This window comes from Aquiflexum sp. (assembly GCF_041749095.1).
In the GTDB taxonomy this organism is placed as follows: domain Bacteria; phylum Bacteroidota; class Bacteroidia; order Cytophagales; family Cyclobacteriaceae; genus Aquiflexum.
On the sequence record NZ_JBGTCA010000361.1, the window covers coordinates 14,530 to 34,589 of the forward strand.

A 20,060-nucleotide genomic window follows, 5' to 3' on the forward strand; every position below is an offset into this window, starting at 1 on the left:
GCTTCGTCATTGATGATGAGTAAAGATAATGAAGCTGTACTAAAGCCTTCGCTTCTTTTGAAAAGAAATTTTCCATTTGAACCAACTTCCGGTCAAATTGGCTTTTTTGAAAAGATGGATTTATTTTTTGGGAAAGAAAATCCGAAAAATGCCACATTTTTGTTGAGAGGGTATGCAGGTACCGGTAAGACTTCCTTGATTTCTGCATTGGTAAAAACTTTGCCAAGATTGAAATTGAAGTCACTTCTTTTGGCACCTACTGGCCGTGCAGCCAAAGTAATGGGTAATTACAGCAAAAAATCGGCTTTTACGATCCATAAAATAATTTATAAACCCAAAGGTGATATCGGTGACCTGGGTCAAGGATTTACGCTCCAGAAAAATTATTTTAAAGAAACAGTGTTCATAGTGGATGAATCCTCCATGCTGGCGGATGAAACCATAGGAGGAAGAAGTCTTCTGAGAGATCTGATCAATTTTATTTTTCAGGAATCGAGCAATAGGTTATTGATGGTAGGGGATATCGCCCAGCTGCCCCCTGTTGGAAGTTCCCAAAGTCCCGCACTCGACAAAGACTATTTGATGGTTCATTTCAGGTTACAGGTTGAAGGGATTGAGTTAACAGAAGTAATGAGGCAACAATTGACTTCAGGTATATTGTACAATGCCACTGTTCTCAGAAGTAATATGTGGTTGGAAAATCCACAGGTGCAATTGGTCACCAAAGGTTTTAAGGATTTTTTTCGAATGACAGGAGAAAAACTGGAGGATGGATTGAGGTATGCTTACCAAAAATACGGCATAGAAAGTACCATCATATTGACGAGATCAAATAAATCAGCCGTACAGTACAATCAGTATATCCGTCAGACCATCCATTTTTTTGAAGATGAAATCAACGCCGGGGATATCCTGATGATTGTCAAAAACAATTATACCTACATGGCAGATTCTGACCGTGTCAGTTTTCTTGCAAATGGGGATTTTGCAGAAGTTATTAAAATACGTTCGTTTGAAGAAATGTATGGCCTGAGATTTGCAACCTTGGAGCTGAGGCTGATTGATTACCCTGAGGAGCCCTACTTTGAAGCCAAGGTCATATTGGACACGCTTCATAGTCCTCATCCTTCACTGACCTCAGATCAATATAAGGAACTATACCGCCAAGTGTCAGAAGATTACGCAGATGTGGCGAACAAAAACGAAAGGATGGAATTGATAAAAAAAGATTCTTATCTTTCGGCATTGCAAGTGAAGTTTTCGTATGCATTGACTTGTCATAAGGCCCAAGGGGGGCAATGGGATGCGGTTTTCGTAGATCAAGGCTACCTCACAGATGAAATGGTCAATCAGGAATATCTAAGATGGATGTACACGGCGATGACACGGGCAAAGAAAGAACTGTTTATGGTGAACTTTAACCAAAGGTTTTACATTAATACAATTGATTTAGAAAATTAAACTAAATGAGATCAACTATGAAAAAGATGATTTTACTGATGGCGGTAACAATATTCACCTTTGCCGCCTATGCCCAGGAAAAAGCTGGCCCTGTGATTGAATTTGAAGAAAAATCCATCGACTTTGGGGATATCACCCAAGGAGATAAGGTAGAGCACACTTTCACGTTCAAAAACACCGGCGATACTCCGTTGATGATTCAGAATGTGGCAGTGACTTGCGGATGTACTGCTCCAAATTGGCCAAAAGAGCCTATTGCACCGGGAACTACGGGAGAATTGAAAGTGGTTTTTAATTCTACCGGAAAAATGGGAAAGCAAAACTCAGTGATCAGAGTTTACTCAAATGCTTCTGAACCAATCGAAAAAGTATCCTTGATGTCTAATGTCCTGCCTAAAGGACAGAAGTAATTCATAATCTATGACATTGATAAAAGCCTATTGAGAAAGTTCTTAATAGGCTTTTTTTTATGATTTAACCTTTCCGATTGATAGAATCATCCCGAGATTTGGTCAGAAAAACCTCACTTTCTTTAATCGAAAGTTTTTCAATTGGGATAATCTATACCCACCAATTGGGTAATTTGACCTCTTCCGCCACGGCGGACAAGACTTGACGTACCAACTACATATATCGGAGTCGAGGTGAAAACAATATGATTTGGCTACGGGCATCAATGTAGATAATCACAAAGGAAATTTTATTTGAACCACAAAAGAAACAAGAGGGAACAAAAGACTATATCACCAAAAGTTGATATTCAGAAACTTTTGTATTCTTTTGTCACTGTTGTGGTTCCATTATTTTTTTTGTTAAAATAATAAAGCCAGCCAATTCAGTTACCAATGACCTAATCGGAGCAGCGTCTCATGAGAATCAGGAAAGGATAAATATGAACATATATAGAACCTCTGGAGATTCCTCGTACCTACCAATGACAGATTATTGATAAGTGCAATTATTTACTGGTTGTACATTAATTTCGCTAAAATTAATCATATATAAGCCAAACCAATGTCATTATATTTTCTGAACATTTCCAAAATGTTAAATACTCGGAATGACGGCTGCCTAACGGGTAACCCAAAGTCATTACCTTTTCTGTACGTTATAAAAATGTCAGAAATCCATCTTTTCAAAAATAACTTGTTCAATTTTTTTGGCCCATCGTTCATAGACCAAAGCACTGGGATGGAGATTATCCGAAACAACCATTTGGGGTAAAGCACCGATTTCCCGATACTCTTCTGTAATATCTATGTAATGAACATTCATTTGTTCAGCAATGGATTTTTTTGCTGCATTAAATTCATCTATCTCTTTTGCTATTTTTTCTTGGTCAGAACCTCGATTTACCGCAAATGGAGTTACTCCCCAATCCGGAATAGAAATCACTACAACGCTATTTGGATTTCCCTTGGCAAAGATTATGGCATCCTGAAGGAGAGTCCTGAATTCAGATTCATAATTTTCAAGACTCCTGCCACGGAATTGGTTGTTGACACCAATCAATAAAGTGACCAAATCGTAGGTTTTACCTGCTATTCCTGCATCATTTATTCCCTTCGTCAATTCATCAGTTGTCCATCCTGTTTTGGCAATGATGGTTGGTTTTTCGAATTCCAATTCATTGGCTTTCAGTAATTTCACCGTTTGGTTTGGATACCTGTCTTTTTCATCCACACTTTCACCGATGGTATAGGAATCCCCAAGAGCCAGATAAGTGAAGGTTTTTTCTTCCATAAAATCTTTGGAGTTTTCTTTTTCCATACAATTCAGATAAAGGGAGCAAATCAGTATTGAAATTATTGTTAGATGTTTCATAGAGATAACTTACGTATTAAAGACCTGTTGTGTCATCTTGAATGTCCCTGATTCTGCATTCATTTCTACCTCTGCACCATGTGGGATCACAAACTGCTTGTCCACATGCCCGATCATGGCACCTTTATAGGCAGGTATATTTAATGGCAGTATATAGTCATCCAAAATATCATCCAAGGTTAATGAGCCATATCCTCCTCCCGGTGTACAGTCTGTGCATTGACCGAAAATAAAACCTTTGATTTTACCCAAGGTTCCGTTCAGTTTAAGGGTACTCATCATCCTATCGATCTTATAAGGGTCCTCGCTGATATCTTCGATAAAAAGAATCGCATCTTTAAAATCAGGATTATATGGTGTACCGGAGACAGAAGTCAGCACAGTAAGATTTCCACCGAGAATCCTTCCTTTTGCCTTACCCGGTCTAAGAACCTGAATTCTGTTCTTTTTGACGATCAGATCATCTCCTTTGACCTGTTCATTTTCAAACTGCATCAATTCCTGATCAAAGAACATTTTTTCAAACTGTCTTACATTGAAACTGTTCCAACTTCCGGTTCCATTCGGTCCATGGAAGGTGATCAAACCGGTTTGGGAATAAATGGCACAATGCAATGCCGTGATATCGGAATAGCCCAATATGGGCTTTGGATTTTTTTGGATGGCTTTATAGTCAATTTTATCCAATATTCTGGCAGCACCAGATCCACCTCTTATACAGATGACAGCTTGGACATCAGGGTCAGCAAACATGGCATTGAAATCATTTGCCCTATCTTCATCAGTTCCCGCAAGATGTCCGCGACGGTTTTTCAGGTTTTCACCCAATCTTACTTTTAGCCCCAATGCTTCCAATGACTCTTTTGCAAAGTCAAACTGAATCCTCTCCGAAGTGGCAGCAGAGGGGCTTATGAGACCGACGAGGTCACCTTTTTTTAAGGAATTTGGTAAAATTGTTTTTTTAGCCTCAGCCATTACAGGGAGAATGGAAGCTAAAGGAAGCGCACCAATTCCAAGGGCGGCAGATTTAAGGAAAAGTCTTTTATTCATTTTTAAAATTTTTGATTTTATAAAATCCAATGGTCATTTTATTAGCAGTAACTTTCCTATTTTAACCCATTTATTTTTTCTAACTCCTCAATATCTAAGATGTCTTTGGGACGGTTGCAAGCCTGTTTTGTTTTGATTAGGCTTTCGTAATCCAAGAAATCCACAGTGAAATCTTCAATGGAAATTTGAGTTGATTTTAACTTTAAATCTATAAATGGTATTCCTTCCAGGCCTTTTAATTGAGACATAATATCCAAACGCATACCTAAATTCAAGCTAATATCTGTCCAACCTGCGATGAATGGAACTGTTTCTAATTCCTTAAAATCTCCGATCCCCATATCCTTGATTGCATGTCTTAGCCTTTTTCGGTTTTCCAGATTGTCATCTACTAAAATGTCAATATCACCTGTGTTTCGATTGAAACCGTAAATGTTCACTGCGAATCCTCCAACAGTGAGATAATCTACCTTTGATAGAAATAGGCATCTCCAAATATTTATTAGTTCCTCTTTCAAGATTTCCTGGTGATTTTACCTGTCTTAAAAATTCTTGAAGATTCTAGAATTGCAAAAAGTCTATTCAACCTTTCCAAATAGGAAAGGTTTCTTATTTCCTTAATCCTTTTTTCTTCGATTATCCTTGGTTCGGCATAAGTGAATTTTCTTTTTTCCATGCTATAAATTAGAAATTCAGCGAGTATTACACAAAATAAAACATAGGATTTTTTGGATTTGGTTCCTATCAATGTGTTTTCACCTCAATCCTCAAAACTTCTCTTTAATATACACCATCACCTTTTCCATTTCCCTTCGGATTTCGGCGGATTTGTTGAGATAGTTGTTGTTCATAAAAGCAAAAGCATGGACATGGCCTGAATCGGTTTTGATATAACCAATGAGACTGAGGTTATTGCTAATTGTACCTGTTTTCGCAAATATGTAGGGGCTTTTCGCTTTGTAGTTGTTTTTTAGGGTACCGTTGACACCACCCTGTGGAAGTAATTGCATGATCTGGGTTCTGGGCAGGGCTTTTTCCAATTTGACCAACAGGGTAATCATAGATCTTGGGGTAATCAGGTTGTGTCGGGAAAGTCCGGAACCGTCCACCCATTGAGGCTTATCAGGTAAATCCCGCAAATATGTTTTCTGAATAAAATCTATGGCCCTTTCGGTATTCAATTCCAAAAACCGGTCATCTGAAACCATCAATAAAAGTTGCTCTGCCAGGAAATTATCGCTTTCCTGTAGCATTTCTGTCCAAATGGGCCTGAGTGTGCCACCTCTTAATACCTTGTGGGATTCAGGCAAAATATCTTTGCTCAAACCGACCGGTATATTGATTTGAACTTCGGCCAATTTGACAAAAACTTCAGGGGAGGTGATAAATGGAAGTTCTGATCTGGAAGCAGTGTAGGTGTTTGGGTTGAAGTAAAAGTCATTGTTATGAAAAGACCGTTCCACATGTTTGGTCTCTTTGGATCTATTGATGCTTACTTTATTGAAATATGGGATATTGGATATAGGCGTTCTTTTTTGATTGGAATAGGTGACAAAATTCCCATAAACAGGAAATGGAGATTTTTCTGAAGAGTATGAATAGTAATAATCATCCCACTGCCATCCGTATCCAAAAGCCTCATCTTTCCAGTTTGCATCTGAAAACTTGATGGATTTGTACTTTCCAAGGAACTCTAAAATCTTTGGCTGGGGCAAGTCTTTATATTTCCAAGAGGGAAAACCTGTTCCCCAAAGTGTTATCTCTCCATTATTTTCGACATACCTAAAAACGGGCAGGCTATCCTTTAATACTATTATAGTGGCATAGAATGTCAGCAGTTTGGTGGTTGACGCAGGGATGAAGTTGAGGTGACTGTTTTTTTCATACAGGACCCTTTGACTGTCCAGGTCAAAAAGAACAAATCCTGTATGGTGGTTTCCAAAAAATGATTTTTCATTCAATAAGCTGTCAAGTCCAACGTACCTTTCAACAATTTCCGATTCCTGTCCAAAACTGAAACCTGAATTAAGCAGAATTGAAAAAAACCAAAAAGCTTTACCGATTGAACTAAGTAATCGAATGAATATTATTTTACCGGTCAAAGCTTATAAATGGGTTTTATTGGAATTATCTTTTGCACTTAGGGCCACGAATAACCAACCGAGAATAAATGCCAGTCCTCCAATGGGAGTGATTGCTCCAAGCCAGGAAACTCCGGACAATGATAGCACATAAAGTGATCCGGAAAAAATCAGAATTCCAACAAAAAACATCCAAGCAGCTAAATTTAACCTTTTGGTGGTATTTTCCTTACGTTGCCATATTCCAATAACCAACAAAGCCAATGCATGATAAAAGTGATATTTGACCGCAGTTTCAAAGGTTTCGTTCCGTCCATTGCTTTCCAAAACAGCTTCCAAACCATGTGCGCCAAAAGCCCCGATGGCCACCGCCAATCCGCCCAGGATTCCGGCAATTAGAATAGTGTTCAATTTGATCATCTTATTTGTAATTTCTTTCACCAAAAATGGCCGTTCCGATTCTGACCATTGTACTTCCCTCTTCCTGTGCAATGATATAATCTCCGCTCATCCCCATTGATAACTCTTTCATTTCGAAATTGGAGGGGAGATCTCTCTTTTTTAAGTCCAAAAATAACCGGTAAAGCATTTTGAATTCTTTTCTGATAATTTCGGTATTTTCTGTATATGTCGCCATACCCATCAAACCAACAATTTTAATGTTTTGGAGTGATTGGGTATCATTCCCGGAAACTATTTCTTCCAGTTCATTTTCATCCAAGCCAAATTTACTTTCTTCTTTTGCAATGTGAATCTGTAGGAGACAATCAATTGTCCTGTTTTCTTTTAATGCCCGCTTATTGATTTCTTTGAGTAATTTGAGAGAATCCACCCCATGGATTAGGTGCACGAATGAAACAATTTGTTTGACTTTTTTGGTCTGAAGATGCCCAATCATATGCCATCTTACATCTTCCGGAAGCTCAGCTTGTTTTTCCACCATTTCCTGAACCTTATTTTCCCCAAAATCCCTGATCCCCAAGTCATAAGCTTCCTTCAATGCGATGATCGGTTGGGTTTTACTCACGGCTACCAAAATGCATTCAGGATTTGTAAAAGTATTTTTTACCTTAATAAGGTTTTCTTTAATGCTCATTCCTTTTAATTTGGTGAATTCAATCCAAACAAAGATATGGCTATATTGGGTACATTGCTAAAAAAAGGCATCAGATTAAGGGATTCTTTGGAGCAGGAATACAGCTCTCCTTTTGAACTTCAAAAAGTAGAACTAAAAAAACTCTTAATAAAAGCTGCGAAGACTGAATTTGGCAGAAAATATAAATTCAGTGAGATTTTGAAGGAGTTTAAGAAAAGGGATGATAGTTTTTATAGAGCATTTGCCCAGCATGTCCCTATTTATAATTATGAAAAGATATACAATGAATGGTGGTACAGACTCAAAGCCGGGGAGAAAAACATAACCTGGCCTGAAGCCATCAGGTATTTTGCGTTGACTTCTGGTACTTCAGGTGCATCCTCCAAGTATATTCCAATATCAAATGATATGGTTAAGGCTATCCGAAGAACAGGAGTAAGACAGATTCTCTCTTTGTCCAAGTATGATTTGCCTGACGAGCTTTTTACCAAAGGTATTTTGATGTTGGGGGGAAGTACCGATTTGGAGTTTAATGGCACTTATTTCTCAGGTGATCTAAGCGGGATTACCACAGGCCGACTTCCCATTTGGTTTCAGACTTTTTATAAACCGGGTAAACAGATTTCAAAAAATAGGGATTGGGGAGAGAAATTGGAGCAGATAGTAGAAAAGGCTCCAAAATGGGACATAGGGATTATAGTTGGAGTACCCGCTTGGTTGCAGATTTTGATGGAAAAAATCATAGAAAGGTACCAATTGAAAACCATTCATGATATTTGGCCAAATCTTAGGATCTATGTCCATGGAGGAGTTTCTTTTGAACCTTATAAAAAGGGATTTGAAAAACTGATGGCAAAGCCCCTGATTTATATGGAAACATATTTGGCGTCTGAGGGTTTTTTGGCATTTCAGGCTTTACCTGAAATGAAATCAATGAGGCTGGTTTTGAACAATGGGATTTTCCATGAATTCATACCTTTTAATGAAAGTAATTTTGATGAAAATGGTGAAATCCATCCTGATGCCAAGATTTTAAAAATTGATGAAGTAGAGGAGGGGAAAGACTATGCGCTACTGATTTCAACCTGTGCCGGAGCTTGGAGGTATCAGATAGGTGATGTGATTCGGTTTGTATCCAAAGAAGAATCCGAAATTGTGATCACGGGAAGAACAAAACATTTTCTAAGCTTATGTGGGGAACATTTGTCAGTGGACAATATGAACAAAGCAATTCATTTGGTTGAGGAGGAATTGAATCTGGATATCCGTGAATTTACGGTTTTAGGGCTTCCACATGGTACTTTGTTTGCCCATCATTGGTTTGCCGGTACTGACAATAAAGTCGATGAGCAGGAATTAAAGGACAAAATAGACGGACACCTTAAAGTCCTTAATGACGATTATGCCGTGGAAAGGAAACATGCACTTAAGGAAATGAGGTTGTCTGTTGTACCTGCTGCTTTGTTTTATGGATGGCTAAAAGTTCAGGGAAAGGAAGGAGGTCAGAATAAATTTCCACGAGTACTGAAAGGGGATAAAATGAAAAGCTGGTTGGCGTATCTTCAGGAAAATGGAGTGGAAATATGAATCAGGCACTCTTAGAAGGCTTCAGTATGGGTTTGTTACTGTCTGCTATGATAGGCCCTGTTTTTTTTACCCTGATCCAAAACAGCATAGAAAACGGGTTTCGCCATACTTTTATTTTGGCATTGGGTGTATTATCAAGTGACCTGATATATGTAATCATTACATTTTTTGGGATCAGCTTATTGTCACAGAACCCATATTTTGAGGTGTTATTGGGCTATATTGGTGGGGCAGTTTTGGTTGGGTTTGGCATTTCTGCTTTTTTCAAAAAAAACAAGGGAAGAATAAGTTCAGGTGGATTGACTTTCCCTAAGGCGAAAAAGACAACCGGATTCTTAAAAGGTTTCGGGATCAACGGCATCAATCCTTTTGTGATGCTGTTTTGGATTTCCATAGCCGGCTTGGTCAATCTGAAGCAGGATTTCAATAAAACTGACATCTTCCTCTATTACTTCGGGATATTGTTTACCGTCTTTTCAATAGACCTGTTGAAGGCCTACATTGCCAAACAATTAAAATCATTCGTTACCCCCGGTCTAATGAAAAATCTGAATATTGTAGTTGCAATTGTGTTGGTTTTTTTCGGGCTGAGGTTGATTAAGTTTGCATGGGAGAGGCATGTTTTGTTTCCATAGTAAAAAATTTATTTCCATCCTTTTTTGTGAAGCTTTTTATTTGTTACAAAAATATTTTCAGCACCATTTTCCGCTAAATAAGTTTCAAAAAATTGTTTTCACCAATTAAAACATCTGGCTGATTGACAGGAAAAATTATAACTATCTGGTCATTAATAGAGCGGAACCCTTCCTTCTGGCAAAAAAAGTTTACCATGTAGAACTTACACCACCTTCCTTGTTGTTGAATTCATCCCGTAAATCTTCAGACGTTTGGTAACCTAACTGCTTGTGGATGTAGCGGAATAAAACGAGTTGTTTATCTAATTGCATTTTCAAAAACTTTTTTACCCTTCGGGGTAGTTATGTACTTCTGATTTCGATGTCGTGGTCTTTCCGGATGGGTGAACTCCAACCAACCTTTGGCAAGCAATGTCTCAATATGTCTTTTGTAATTTTTTGATTGATTGCTTATCCCGAGAAATTCCATGATCTCGGCTCGTGACTTTGAGATAAGACAAAAGCTAAGTATCTGTCTTACTTGGTTACTTACTTGGTTACTTGCTTGGTTACTTACTTGGTTACGATCATTGTCGCGATCATGGTCGTTATCATTGTCGCTTACTTGGTCAAGAATAAATTCAGGATTTGCCGGTAAAACTGTCAGAAAATATAAACATTGGTCATCGGTCTCGAATACCGGTTCGGGAGATTGGTTGCGATCAAGACTGCGCTTGATATTTGGGATAACGGTACCACGTCCCTCTGTAAGATTCAACTCTTTTAAAAAGTCTCCTACCCTCCGGTTGCGGTAATCTCTGGCAACGATTCTTTTATTTTCAGCTAATATTTTAGCCGTTATGGGAGGAACCGGTCCCGGAAAACTCAATATTTCTATTTAAATCCTGAAGCTTTGCGGTTTGATGAACCCTGTCATCAAAAGGGATACGGGCTGTAAGCTCCTGAAGTCTTCGAAGGTCTTCACCCTGAGCTTTGATGGTTCTCGAACCACTACGGATATAACTAAACCTGCTTTTCTGACCTGTACCTCCAAGACCTTGTGGGGCGGTATAGGGACGCATATCACCGGCTGGCGCATACATTACCAGAATGTGACTTTCCATAAAAAAATAAGGTTGCACAATGGGAATATAATTGGGCTGGATTAAGTGACACAATTTTGTGATTTCTCCCTGAATACTATCGATACTGTCAGGCTGAAGACCCGAAGGAGGCAATTGTGGCATGCCGTTTTCTTCGGTAATACCCAATATGATGTAGCCACCACCCCAATTGTTGATGTCATTGGCGAAAGCACAAAGGGTATGGATTACATCTTCAGGATTCCAGCCTTTTTTGAATTCGAGCCTCTCCCATTCGATGGTTTTTCCGTTGATAAGCTCCTCTATGTTGACAGCCAATGCCATAGGTTACGATAACATTTTGTTTTTTAATACTTCTTCAATAGGCTGATATCCTTCTATATGTAACTGATCGTTGATGTAGAGCAAGTCATATTGATAGTTTGCCTGTTCCTTTTTCAATACTTCGGTGTTGGTTTTATAGTCATCAATGCTCCAATCTTCCACATTTCACCAAACGACCAAAATATTTTTATTGGCATTATTGTGACCATACACAAACTGATATTTTTTGCTATTAAACTCTTTGATGATTGCTCTTGATTCTTGCCTCTTCCCCCTCACTCCACTTCCACATCAAACGCCCCGTTAACAATCCTTCCATCAATTTTAACCTGTATCCAGATGCGGTAATTTCCTTCTTGGGGAAAAGCATAGGGGAATCTGACCATACTGTGCTCTTCATGCTCCTCGTCAGTCCATTCCCAATGGGACATGTCACCCATCAGCAGACTGTCTCTTTCTGCATCCGGAAGTTGGTCCAAAAATTCAATGACCCTATCAATGCTATCTGGGAAACTATGAACTGTGGGTAGGTTAGTGAATCCGATTTTACCTGTTTCGAATCTTTCCAATAGCATCTGTTGTGAACCCATGGAATAATTACCGGTAGGGTGGAGATGAATATACACCGAACCATCATGTTTTAGGACAACTGCGTGCCCCATCATGCCTAAATAGGGCTCAAGTTTGGCAGGTTCACCGGCTTGACCAAATAAGGCAAAATCGAGGTTATACAATTTACCGGCATCAAATTTCCCTGTCTCTGTTTCCCAGATTGCAGTATAGCCACCGGGCAGGTCAGTTTTGATTCCCGGTTTACCACAGACCATAATATCACCATCCAAGGTGCTGACCTTATTGGTGACAGGGTTGGAAAAAGTGTAGGTGTCATCTCTCCCTAATATTACTTCCTGATTGGATACAAGGTTGAAATCCTTTCGGTCAGGTATAGTCAGGTCAGAAACAATGGTTTCGGAAAAGCCAGTATATCGTGTAATATCCGCGAAAACATGGTAATCCCCACCTGGAAGGGGAGGGAGTTTGACTTTGTAATTGAGTGTGTCTATTCTTTGTGGGTGAATATGGGCGAAAACGTCCAAATCTCCTTTTCTTATCAAAAACAAATGCATGAGTTTACCATGATCCGGAACCATATAACTGAGTTTCCGGGTAATCCGGCCATAGTCAAGAACCGTTGAATCTATTTTCATGAGCATGTAATCTCCGTCACTTTCCTGTTGGAAAAAGCTTTTGGCTTCAAATGGTTTGTACAAAGATGACCTGTACATATTGGCCTCGGCATCCCACCAGGATTTACCGCCCCTAATGATAAGGCCTACTACTGCAATTCCTATGACCATTCCGATTTGTTTTTTCCGGTTGGCTTTTTTGCTGCGCTCCTGTCCCGGTTCCCGGATACTGTCACCCATGGCAGAGGCCAAAATGGTAACCATCAGAATTACCAACAATATTCCCAAAATAGTCAAGGGTATTCCAAGTTCCAGGGGCATGTCCTTTTGTGCTGTAGGCATGGCCATAATGGGGATAATGGTATCGAAAGTCTCTCCATTTTCTTTCAGGATAACCTGTACACTTGATGTCCCTCCTGCCATAAACCAAAGCTCACCTTCGTATTTCCCCGGTTCCCCATTCACGGGAAGCATGGGGTCTGCTACTGGTGTACCTTTCAGACCTGCACTCCAATATACCGGTCTTACCTCCAAGGTAATGCCTTCTGGATTTTCAGGAATAATCACCGTAACCAATGCTATCCCTGGTATAACATCCGGTGGATTGACGTTGGCCAAAATGCGGTATTCACCCAATAAACCTTCATAGATTACACCTGGGCTGCCCACATGACTGCTGAATGCCAAACTACCGATCAGTAAAAAAAAATTAATTAGGATATTTTTCATGGTATATATTTTTTGGATATCCGCAAAATGAAAGCAGGCGGAAATTGAATATAATATGTGGTCAGATGCTTAAATAGGCGTTACATCGGACATCGGACTTCGGTCAAGTATGTAAATTATTCTAGGGTCAAATGGCAAGAAATCCGATAACCAAATCATCTTTTCACCTGTTTCATCCAGTTTCCCCAAGAAAGGCCCAATCTTGAAGTGAGGATTCCTATTCCAGCTGCGATCAAAAGGCCTGAAATCAATTCCCAGCCAGTGCTGATAAAAAGGGGATGGAAAGCAAAACGATATTGAAAATCAGGTGGTGCAGAATATGGCCAGGAAAATCTTCCAAAAAACCAACCTCTTGCTGCTTCTGTGTTGAGGAATTCTGAGAAATACCATTGTGCAGGGACAAAAGTCGCCACAAACACCAGAGCAATCATTGTCGCAAAAAGCCATTTGTTGGCAGATCTATATTTTGCCATCAAAAGATCAATGAAAACGGCAGGTACAATCAGTAATAGGGGAAAATGATAAGGCTGAAAGCGTGTAATATAGTTATAAACCGGACTGAGTCTGGGTTCAGCAGGAAATAATGGGAGGATCCAGACCATTACTGCCATAATAAAGGTATAGGTCAAAGCCATTTTTGTGGCCGCCCACTTGTAGGGGGCAGCATAGGCTACTGAAACCATAAATACAGGGAAAACCAACATGGAAACCTGATAAGCAAGGGTGCCATGAAGCCTGTTGACAAAAAAGTATTCCGAAACAAAAACATAGACCATGGCCAAAAGGAATCCGGAAGACAAAGCATACATCCATTGCAAATGGTTTTTGGTGCTGAAATCCATTTTCCCCTCCAATTTGTTTTGAATGGAAATCACAGAAATCATCGCCCCAAACTGAATCATGATCATACCCAATCCCAACAAGGCATGTGGCGGAGATAGGATTTTCACATCCAATCCATAGGTATTGTGCCACCAATCATCAAAAGGTGCTGAAGTCAGCATTGCAAACGCTCCCCAAATACAGAACATAGCCCCAAGAGAACCATGAAAAATGCCCCAGAATTTAATGTTTTGGGCTTTCTCTTCTTTTGTCCCCCAAAAACTTGTTTTGAGTACTTTGACTCCTGAAAATACCCCGGCAATAACTGCCCCAAGGTAAATGCCAATATGTGGAGGAGAAAACAGGCCATCTCTTCCCACACTCATGTGCCAGGAAATATCCCAAAGCAAACCAACGGCAATGCAAAGTGATGCAAAAACAGAGGCATAGATGTAAGTAGGGATTGATTTGACATTAGTTTCCGTTTTGGAATAGGAAGTTTCTGTCAAAGTAGCGGTGGAAAAATTATGGTTCATGGCAATTTCAATTTTTTGACAATTTAAAAATAAAGTCAATGGATTGAAAGTTTTTTTGAGTGAGATATGAGATGGGAGACGTGAGATTTGAGACGTGAGACATGAGATTTGAGATATGTTCTTTCAGAAAAGAGAGTGACCTATAGAAATAGGGTAAATCGAGATTTAATATCCCTAAATTCATTTTATCTTCGAAGCCCTCCAATAAAAGTCACTGACACCAGGAATCCAGTCTTTGAGATTGCCACGTCGCACAAAGGGATATTCAAGGTATCAAAGTTTCCCGAGTGCTCCTCGCAATGACGACGCAAACATCGGTCCTCGGACATCGGACATCGTCAGACACCGACTTTCTAATTCCAACTTTTAACTCCTATCTTTCACCCGGCCTATAAATCCTCTTGGCATTCTCAAGCACATCCTCTCTATAATAGCTGACATCCTTGAACTCCCCTTTCACATATAACTCTGCCTGATCCACAAAATGGGGAGAATATGGATTGCCACTTTGTCCACCGGCCAAAAGGGATTTGGCTCTTACTTTTTCACCAAATTCTACAGCCGCAACAAAGCTATTGCCCACATTGCCATACCATTTTTTGGTATTGGGATAGGGCCTGCTTCCATAAGCGGCCAATGAACCCCAAAGTGAGGAATTATAACCCACAGGCAGACTTGGCAGCTCATCATAGAATTGTCCCTGGATTTCACTGGTTACACGTTGGAAGCGGTTGATTTCTCCCCAAGGGGTTTCCCATGTCCCGAAATCACTTTCAAGCTTTTGTATGGCTTTTTCCAAAGTTCTGATCTTCATTTCATCCGGTGTATTTTCGGCAAGAAAATCAAAAAGGTAGGCATCCCAAGGTCTGTCCAGTTGCATTGCCTCAGAGATCAGCTGATTTCCCCAAAATACAGCCAGGGAAGTTGCAACTGAATGCACATCGGTTTTCAAGTCCCACATGGCAAGTGTGCCAACCGGATCTTTCAATTTCAGTTTTTTAGAATCATTGTTGGGAATGCGTTCAAATGCTTCGATCAAAGAAGGAATGATAGGATCAAAAGCCATCAATGTAGGTTCGTAAGCCACATCCCTTATCAAAGATTCCAAGGTGAGGTCTTTTTTGTATGACAGTATCCGGACCGCATTCACTCCCCTGGCATTTTCGAGGTCCCAAGCGATATATGGTGGATAATCTTCCCGCTTTGGACTATATGATCCCGCAGCCGTAAATGGTGTTGAGTTGCAGTGCTGTATCCACCCGTTTTCAGGATTTTCAATGTAGATCATTTCCCCAATTTCATGCAAACCTTTCCAATCTGTAGCAGGATTACTACCATCCACTACATTTCTCCAATCAAACTGAGGATCCCTCACAGGAATAAAATTCCCATGGTAGAAGACGATATTTCCATCCCGGTCCGCATAGACAGTGCTATTGGACGAATTGGTCTTCAGTTCCATATTGGCTTTGAACTCCGCATGGTTTTTTGTTTTAGTCCTATTATAAGATTGGGTCAGGGCTTTTTCCCGCTCCACCATCAGGGCAATGGCTACCCATTTCCCATTTTCTTCCCTGATGACAGGACCATGGTGACTGTAAAAAGCGGTAAATTCATTCGATAGCATTTCATTACCTTCCCTGTAATGGACTTTTATTTGTTTCTCGGTCAAAGGTCTCCACTGTTTTCCAAACTTATAATAGTATTTGCCTTTTCTCTTCTCGACAGTCAGGGCAAAGTGGTCAATGGCATCTGCCTTTGCAGAAGTATGCATCCAACCGTTAAATTCATTGAATCCCTGGTAAATAAAGAACTGTCCCCATGTAACCGCTCCATAGGCATTTAATCCATCTTCGCTGACCATATGGACTTCCGGTCTGAAATAAAAAGAAGTGTGCGGATTGATCATCAATAATGCATTTCCTGTTTTTGAAAGTTTAGGAGCAATTGCAAAACCATTAGATCCCCGAGGTTCCTCCTCCCAATTTCTTTCCGCATAAACCAGATTGGCATGGAAGTCTTTGTCATAAAAAGCTTTCAATTGATTGACTGAAATGGTTTCGATATCACCCCCAATACTACCCTCGCTAAATGTCAAAGCCATCCAAGGTTCAAATTCAGTGATGAGTCTGGGTTTGACTTCCGGATGGCTATAAAGGAAATAATTGATCCCATCAGCCCAGGCATCCATCAGGTCTTTCAGCCATTTTGGAGAGTTTTGGTATTCATTTTTGACAACCTCCTCATCTATGTAAAGCTTCATTCTAAGGTCTGCGAAAACCTGATTTGCACCTTCCACTTCTGCCATCCTTCCCATTGCCGTGATATAATTGACCTCTACCCGGTTGAAGTCATCCTCACATTGAGCGTAGATCATTCCAAAAACTGCATCAGCATCAGACTTGCCATAGACGTGCGGAATTCCCCATTGGTCTCGGATGATTTCAGTGTTTTGGGCTCTTTGTTCCCATCTTTCAAGATTTGCTTGGGAATAGGAGCCAATCACAAGACAGAAAAATGCGATGACTGATAATGTTCTTTTAAGCATGATTTGGGCTTTTGATTATAATTCCCTAAAAATAGCAAAATGTCCAAAGAAGCAAATGGATAATGGGTTTAATGGAAAGATTGGAAAATTTTAAAATTAGAAAATTGAACTTCATATTTTTCACATTTTGACTTTTTGCCTTTTAATTCTCTAGGTGATCCAACATCGGTCATCCGTCATCCGACATCATTGCAATCCAATTGATAAAGATTTTAATAAACTTAATTTAGTTTTATCCACCAAAAAAGCGATATTAAAAGTCGGATATAGGATTGATTTTTGTTTATTGGTATTGGAAATCGAATAGAACATGCTTGAAGAAAAATATTTCAAAAAAAATGAAACTGTATCACTAAAAATCCTGATGCTTTTTGAGGGTCTTTCGGATGGAATTTTGGTTTTGGATCCGGACGATCAAATAATTTTTATAAACAAAAAGGCTTCTGAGGTATTGGGGTGGGATCAGGATAAAATTAACCGGACTAATCTTAAAGCCCTTGATATGGATCAAAAAATAGTTGACTTTATCACAAAGGCGAGGAATGAGGCGACAGAGATAGTAGAAGAAATCGAGGTAGATTCCTGGCTTGAATTGGAGGCAATAGTCAAAGACGATTTATTGGGAATAGTAATCAGGGATATAAGGGGAAGAAAAAAAGCCCAGGACGAACAAAAAAATTCTTATGAATCCATCAGAAATCTGAATACCCACATGCAATTGGCAAGGGAAGATGAAAGGGCTACCCTCGCCCGGGAAATCCATGACCAATTGGGGCAAAGACTTACGGGGTTCAAAATGGAGATTGATTATATTTTGAGAAAAAGTCAGCATCTTGAGAGCTTTGTCACTGAGAAACTGAGAAATGTAATCAATCAGATAGACCGGACAATCGGAACTGTGAGGAATATTTCAAGAAACCTCCGTCCAGGTATCTTGGATGATTTCGGACTCTTGGCGGCATTGGAATGGCAGGCTGATGAATTTACAAAAACAAGTGGTATTCCGGTTTTTTTTCAGTACCTAGGTGAGGAAAAGCAAACGGATAACCAAAAAGTAACAGCTATTTTCCGGGTTTATCAGGAATCTTTGACCAATATTATGAGACATGCCAAATGTACTCACGTGAATGTGTTGGTCAGTTTCGGAAATGAAAAAATTGTTTTGGAGGTTTCTGATAATGGTCAGGGATTTGATCCTGCGATTTTGAAAAACCAAAAATCCTTAGGAGTATTTGGTATGAAAGAGCGAATTGAAAGTATAGGGGGGAAGTTTGAAATTGAAAGCAGAAAAGGACAAGGGACTAAGGTTATATTGGAAATGCCTCTAAAAATGAAACCATGAAAGTACTGATTGCTGACGATCACCCGATTGTACGTAAGGGCATCATCCAACTGATGGAAGATGCATATCCACAAATGAAAGCCTTTGAGGTGACATCAGGAAACGAAGCTCTTAATAGGATCAATGAAGAAGATTGGGATTTGATCATTCTTGATATTTCCATGCCGGGAATTAATGGGATCGAAGTGTTGAAGCAGGCAAGAAAAAATGGGATCAAAGTACCAATCCTGATCTTGAGCATGCAGGCAGAGGAGCATTATGCCCTGAGAACACTTAAAGCAGGCGCATCAGGTTTTGTAAGTAAAGAAAGTGCCGGTGAGGAATTGGAAAAGGCAATCACCAAAATAATGAAAGGTAAAAAATACCTGAGTCCCAAGGTGTATGAAATAATGGCGGAAAATATAGGAGAGGAACCGATACTTTTCCATAATAAGTTGTCAGACAGGGAAATGGAAGTGATGACCCACATTGCTTCAGGAAAAACCGTCTCTGAAATAGCCCAACAACTCAGCCTGAGCGTCAATACCATAAGTACTTACAGGCTGCGGATTTTGGAAAAATTGCGCCTACAGAACAATGCCGAGATCACAAGGTATGCTTTTGAATTTGGTCTGATCTGAGTGTTTGTAGTACAAACCATGACAAGATAATCCGTTTTACAACTACCTTTTTTTTGATCAGTTCAAGATAGATTTGTATAAATATTTATCTCGAATATGTTGACACGAACAGAACATCCTATCAAAGCATTATTTTTCGATTTTGCGCCAAGCAATACTGTCAAAATCCAGGATATGATTCAAGATTTGCCATTTTTGGAAATTGACGGAAGCGTATATTGCCTTGAAAAGCTTGAAGAAAGGATATTGGAAAAAAAGATAAACCTTGTGATCATCAACGTTTGCCTCAAACTTGCCTCAGGCAAATACTCTCCTGATCTCACTATAGAAAGAATTAAACAGATCAATCCCGATTGCAGAATAATGTTGTGCAAATCTCATATTGGTCCCTTACTAAGAAAAGTTTATTTACACCAAGGATTTGATTGGGTAGTTGATAAATCGGTTCAAATGAAAAAAATCCCGCAGATTCTTGAAGATATTTCAAAAGAAATGGATGTGGAAGAAGTATTGATTGCTTGTTGAAAAAGAATTAAATTAATAAGCCCTAGTGTAAAAAGAGTAAGTTGAATCGTTGCGATTATCACCCCGAAATCATCCGATCTAAAAGCTCTGCCGGAGAAATCTCATTTTCTCCGGCATTTTTTTTAATGGAATTTTTTGATTTTTTCCTGTTCTGCTACAGTCGAAAAATCCCTCGTTAGCCTTTCCGCATAATCATCCAGCAATTCCCGTACTCTGCCATGACTATTCGACCTTACTATCAAACCGGCATGATAATCCAATGGAACCTTGAAAAACACCTCCTGATCTTCAAATGATGAAAGGTCAGGTTCTTTGAATTTGGAAAGTGTCAGTACAATTCCGGCAAATCCCTTTTTGACTTTTGGGAGCTTATAGTCTTTTTCTTTGCAAATTGCATCTTCGATTTTGGCCCACTCTGTCCATAGATTAATGTCCGTAGCGGCTTCTACCATTTCTGCCAAATGGGCACCACCAACTCTTGAAGAGGTCTCTAAAAAGTAAATCTTCCCATCTTCTTTTCCTTTGATAAATTCAGTATGTGCGGCACCGCTTTTCATACCAAATGCTTTCATCACTTTTTTATTGGCTTCTTTGATGTCCTTTTCATCATC

At 39.5% G+C, this 20,060-nt stretch carries 19 protein-coding genes and 1 pseudogene; 7 read left to right on the forward strand and 13 right to left on the reverse strand.

Annotated features, from left to right (window positions below; genetic code table 11):
- Positions 1–12: 12 nt before the first annotated feature.
- Both ACEW8O_RS16330 and ACEW8O_RS16335 read left to right on the forward strand, forming a co-directional pair.
- Positions 13–1,461, forward strand: a complete 1,449-nt coding sequence (locus ACEW8O_RS16330; protein ID WP_373495693.1) for an ATP-dependent RecD-like DNA helicase — start codon at positions 13–15, stop codon at positions 1,459–1,461.
- A gap of 17 nt (positions 1,462–1,478) precedes the next feature.
- Entirely contained in the window at positions 1,479–1,871 is a 393-nt protein-coding gene (locus ACEW8O_RS16335; protein ID WP_373495694.1) for a DUF1573 domain-containing protein, read from the forward strand.
- 709 nt (positions 1,872–2,580) lie between these two features.
- Here ACEW8O_RS16335 and ACEW8O_RS16340 read toward each other — a convergent pair.
- The 6 genes from ACEW8O_RS16340 to ACEW8O_RS16365 form a co-directional block, all read right to left on the reverse strand.
- Positions 2,581–3,231, reverse strand: coding sequence for an SGNH/GDSL hydrolase family protein (locus tag ACEW8O_RS16340; RefSeq protein WP_373495695.1), 651 nt, complete (start codon positions 3,229–3,231; stop codon positions 2,581–2,583).
- Between the two features lie 63 nt (positions 3,232–3,294).
- Positions 3,295–4,335, reverse strand: a complete 1,041-nt coding sequence (locus tag ACEW8O_RS16345) for an LD-carboxypeptidase (RefSeq protein WP_373495696.1) — start codon at positions 4,333–4,335, stop codon at positions 3,295–3,297.
- 56 nt (positions 4,336–4,391) lie between these two features.
- Positions 4,392–4,853 carry a hypothetical protein gene (locus ACEW8O_RS16350; RefSeq protein ID WP_373495697.1) on the reverse strand — a complete coding sequence of 154 codons (462 nt, stop codon included), beginning with the start codon at positions 4,851–4,853 and terminating at the stop codon, positions 4,392–4,394.
- Between the two features lie 249 nt (positions 4,854–5,102).
- Positions 5,103–6,437, reverse strand: a complete 1,335-nt coding sequence (locus tag ACEW8O_RS16355) for a D-alanyl-D-alanine carboxypeptidase (RefSeq protein WP_373495698.1) — start codon at positions 6,435–6,437, stop codon at positions 5,103–5,105.
- 3 nt (positions 6,438–6,440) lie between these two features.
- Entirely contained in the window at positions 6,441–6,836 is a 396-nt protein-coding gene (locus ACEW8O_RS16360) for a DUF423 domain-containing protein (protein WP_373495699.1), read from the reverse strand.
- Between the two features lies 1 nt (position 6,837).
- Entirely contained in the window at positions 6,838–7,512 is a 675-nt protein-coding gene (locus ACEW8O_RS16365) for a YggS family pyridoxal phosphate-dependent enzyme (RefSeq protein ID WP_373495700.1), read from the reverse strand.
- Positions 7,513–7,548: 36 nt separating this feature from the next.
- Here ACEW8O_RS16365 and ACEW8O_RS16370 point away from each other — a divergent pair, with 36 nt between their 5' ends.
- Both ACEW8O_RS16370 and ACEW8O_RS16375 read left to right on the forward strand, forming a co-directional pair.
- Positions 7,549–9,099: a GH3 auxin-responsive promoter family protein gene (locus ACEW8O_RS16370; protein ID WP_373495701.1), complete on the forward strand. Its 1,551-nt coding sequence runs from the start codon at positions 7,549–7,551 to the stop codon at positions 9,097–9,099.
- Positions 9,096–9,734 (forward strand): LysE family translocator, encoded by a 639-nt coding sequence (locus tag ACEW8O_RS16375; RefSeq protein ID WP_373495702.1) that lies wholly within the window; start codon positions 9,096–9,098, stop codon positions 9,732–9,734. The genes ACEW8O_RS16370 and ACEW8O_RS16375 overlap by 4 nt, the downstream gene beginning before the upstream one ends.
- Positions 9,735–10,032: 298 nt before the next feature.
- On the opposite strand, the gene ACEW8O_RS16380 is transcribed toward ACEW8O_RS16375, so the two are convergent.
- The 6 genes from ACEW8O_RS16380 to ACEW8O_RS16405 form a co-directional block, all read right to left on the reverse strand.
- Positions 10,033–10,602, reverse strand: a complete 570-nt coding sequence (locus ACEW8O_RS16380) for a Fic family protein (protein WP_373495703.1) — start codon at positions 10,600–10,602, stop codon at positions 10,033–10,035.
- Positions 10,565–11,140, reverse strand: a complete 576-nt coding sequence (locus ACEW8O_RS16385) for a helix-turn-helix domain-containing protein (protein ID WP_373495704.1) — start codon at positions 11,138–11,140, stop codon at positions 10,565–10,567. Before ACEW8O_RS16385 ends, ACEW8O_RS16380 begins: the two co-directional genes overlap by 38 nt.
- Positions 11,141–11,143: 3 nt before the next feature.
- On the reverse strand, positions 11,144–11,302 hold the full coding sequence (locus tag ACEW8O_RS16390) for a hypothetical protein (RefSeq protein WP_373495705.1): 159 nt from the start codon (positions 11,300–11,302) through the stop codon (positions 11,144–11,146).
- Positions 11,303–11,415: 113 nt separating this feature from the next.
- Positions 11,416–13,056: a hypothetical protein gene (locus tag ACEW8O_RS16395; RefSeq protein ID WP_373495706.1), complete on the reverse strand. Its 1,641-nt coding sequence runs from the start codon at positions 13,054–13,056 to the stop codon at positions 11,416–11,418.
- A 155-nt stretch (positions 13,057–13,211) separates the two neighbouring features.
- Entirely contained in the window at positions 13,212–14,414 is a 1,203-nt protein-coding gene (locus ACEW8O_RS16400; RefSeq protein WP_373495707.1) for a hypothetical protein, read from the reverse strand.
- Between the two features lie 373 nt (positions 14,415–14,787).
- Positions 14,788–16,962 carry a penicillin acylase family protein gene (locus ACEW8O_RS16405; RefSeq protein ID WP_373495708.1) on the reverse strand — a complete coding sequence of 725 codons (2,175 nt, stop codon included), beginning with the start codon at positions 16,960–16,962 and terminating at the stop codon, positions 14,788–14,790.
- 310 nt (positions 16,963–17,272) lie between these two features.
- Between ACEW8O_RS16405 and ACEW8O_RS16410 the strand changes: the two genes are divergently transcribed.
- From ACEW8O_RS16410 to ACEW8O_RS16420, 3 genes are all read left to right on the forward strand, one after another.
- Positions 17,273–18,304, forward strand: a complete 1,032-nt coding sequence (locus tag ACEW8O_RS16410; RefSeq protein ID WP_373495709.1) for an ATP-binding protein — start codon at positions 17,273–17,275, stop codon at positions 18,302–18,304.
- Positions 18,301–18,924, forward strand: a complete 624-nt coding sequence (locus ACEW8O_RS16415; protein WP_373495710.1) for a response regulator — start codon at positions 18,301–18,303, stop codon at positions 18,922–18,924. The genes ACEW8O_RS16410 and ACEW8O_RS16415 overlap by 4 nt, the downstream gene beginning before the upstream one ends.
- 96 nt (positions 18,925–19,020) lie before the next feature.
- Positions 19,021–19,449, forward strand: coding sequence for a hypothetical protein (locus ACEW8O_RS16420; protein ID WP_373495711.1), 429 nt, complete (start codon positions 19,021–19,023; stop codon positions 19,447–19,449).
- 122 nt (positions 19,450–19,571) lie between these two features.
- On the opposite strand, the pseudogene ACEW8O_RS16425 reads toward ACEW8O_RS16420, so the two are convergent.
- Positions 19,572–20,060: pseudogene (locus ACEW8O_RS16425) on the reverse strand (ATPase); the annotation flags it as partial.

Bases quoted from the DNA above. Each gene is read 5' to 3' on its own strand.
- ACEW8O_RS16330 (WP_373495693.1), top strand. From the start codon at position 13: ATGATGAGTAAAGATAATGAAGCTGTACTAAAGCCTTCGCTTCTTTTG.
- ACEW8O_RS16335 (WP_373495694.1), top strand. From the start codon at position 1,479: ATGAAAAAGATGATTTTACTGATGGCGGTAACAATATTCACCTTTGCC.
- ACEW8O_RS16340 (WP_373495695.1), bottom strand. From the start codon at position 3,231: ATGGAAAAAGAAAACTCCAAAGATTTTATGGAAGAAAAAACCTTCACT.
- ACEW8O_RS16345 (WP_373495696.1), bottom strand. From the start codon at position 4,335: ATGAATAAAAGACTTTTCCTTAAATCTGCCGCCCTTGGAATTGGTGCG.
- ACEW8O_RS16360 (WP_373495699.1), bottom strand. From the start codon at position 6,836: ATGATCAAATTGAACACTATTCTAATTGCCGGAATCCTGGGCGGATTG.
- ACEW8O_RS16365 (WP_373495700.1), bottom strand. From the start codon at position 7,512: ATGAGCATTAAAGAAAACCTTATTAAGGTAAAAAATACTTTTACAAAT.
- ACEW8O_RS16370 (WP_373495701.1), top strand. From the start codon at position 7,549: ATGGCTATATTGGGTACATTGCTAAAAAAAGGCATCAGATTAAGGGAT.
- ACEW8O_RS16375 (WP_373495702.1), top strand. From the start codon at position 9,096: ATGAATCAGGCACTCTTAGAAGGCTTCAGTATGGGTTTGTTACTGTCT.
- ACEW8O_RS16385 (WP_373495704.1), bottom strand. From the start codon at position 11,140: ATGGCATTGGCTGTCAACATAGAGGAGCTTATCAACGGAAAAACCATC.
- ACEW8O_RS16395 (WP_373495706.1), bottom strand. From the start codon at position 13,056: ATGAAAAATATCCTAATTAATTTTTTTTTACTGATCGGTAGTTTGGCA.
- ACEW8O_RS16400 (WP_373495707.1), bottom strand. From the start codon at position 14,414: ATGAACCATAATTTTTCCACCGCTACTTTGACAGAAACTTCCTATTCC.
- ACEW8O_RS16405 (WP_373495708.1), bottom strand. From the start codon at position 16,962: ATGCTTAAAAGAACATTATCAGTCATCGCATTTTTCTGTCTTGTGATT.
- ACEW8O_RS16410 (WP_373495709.1), top strand. From the start codon at position 17,273: ATGCTTGAAGAAAAATATTTCAAAAAAAATGAAACTGTATCACTAAAA.
- ACEW8O_RS16415 (WP_373495710.1), top strand. From the start codon at position 18,301: ATGAAAGTACTGATTGCTGACGATCACCCGATTGTACGTAAGGGCATC.
- ACEW8O_RS16420 (WP_373495711.1), top strand. From the start codon at position 19,021: ATGTTGACACGAACAGAACATCCTATCAAAGCATTATTTTTCGATTTT.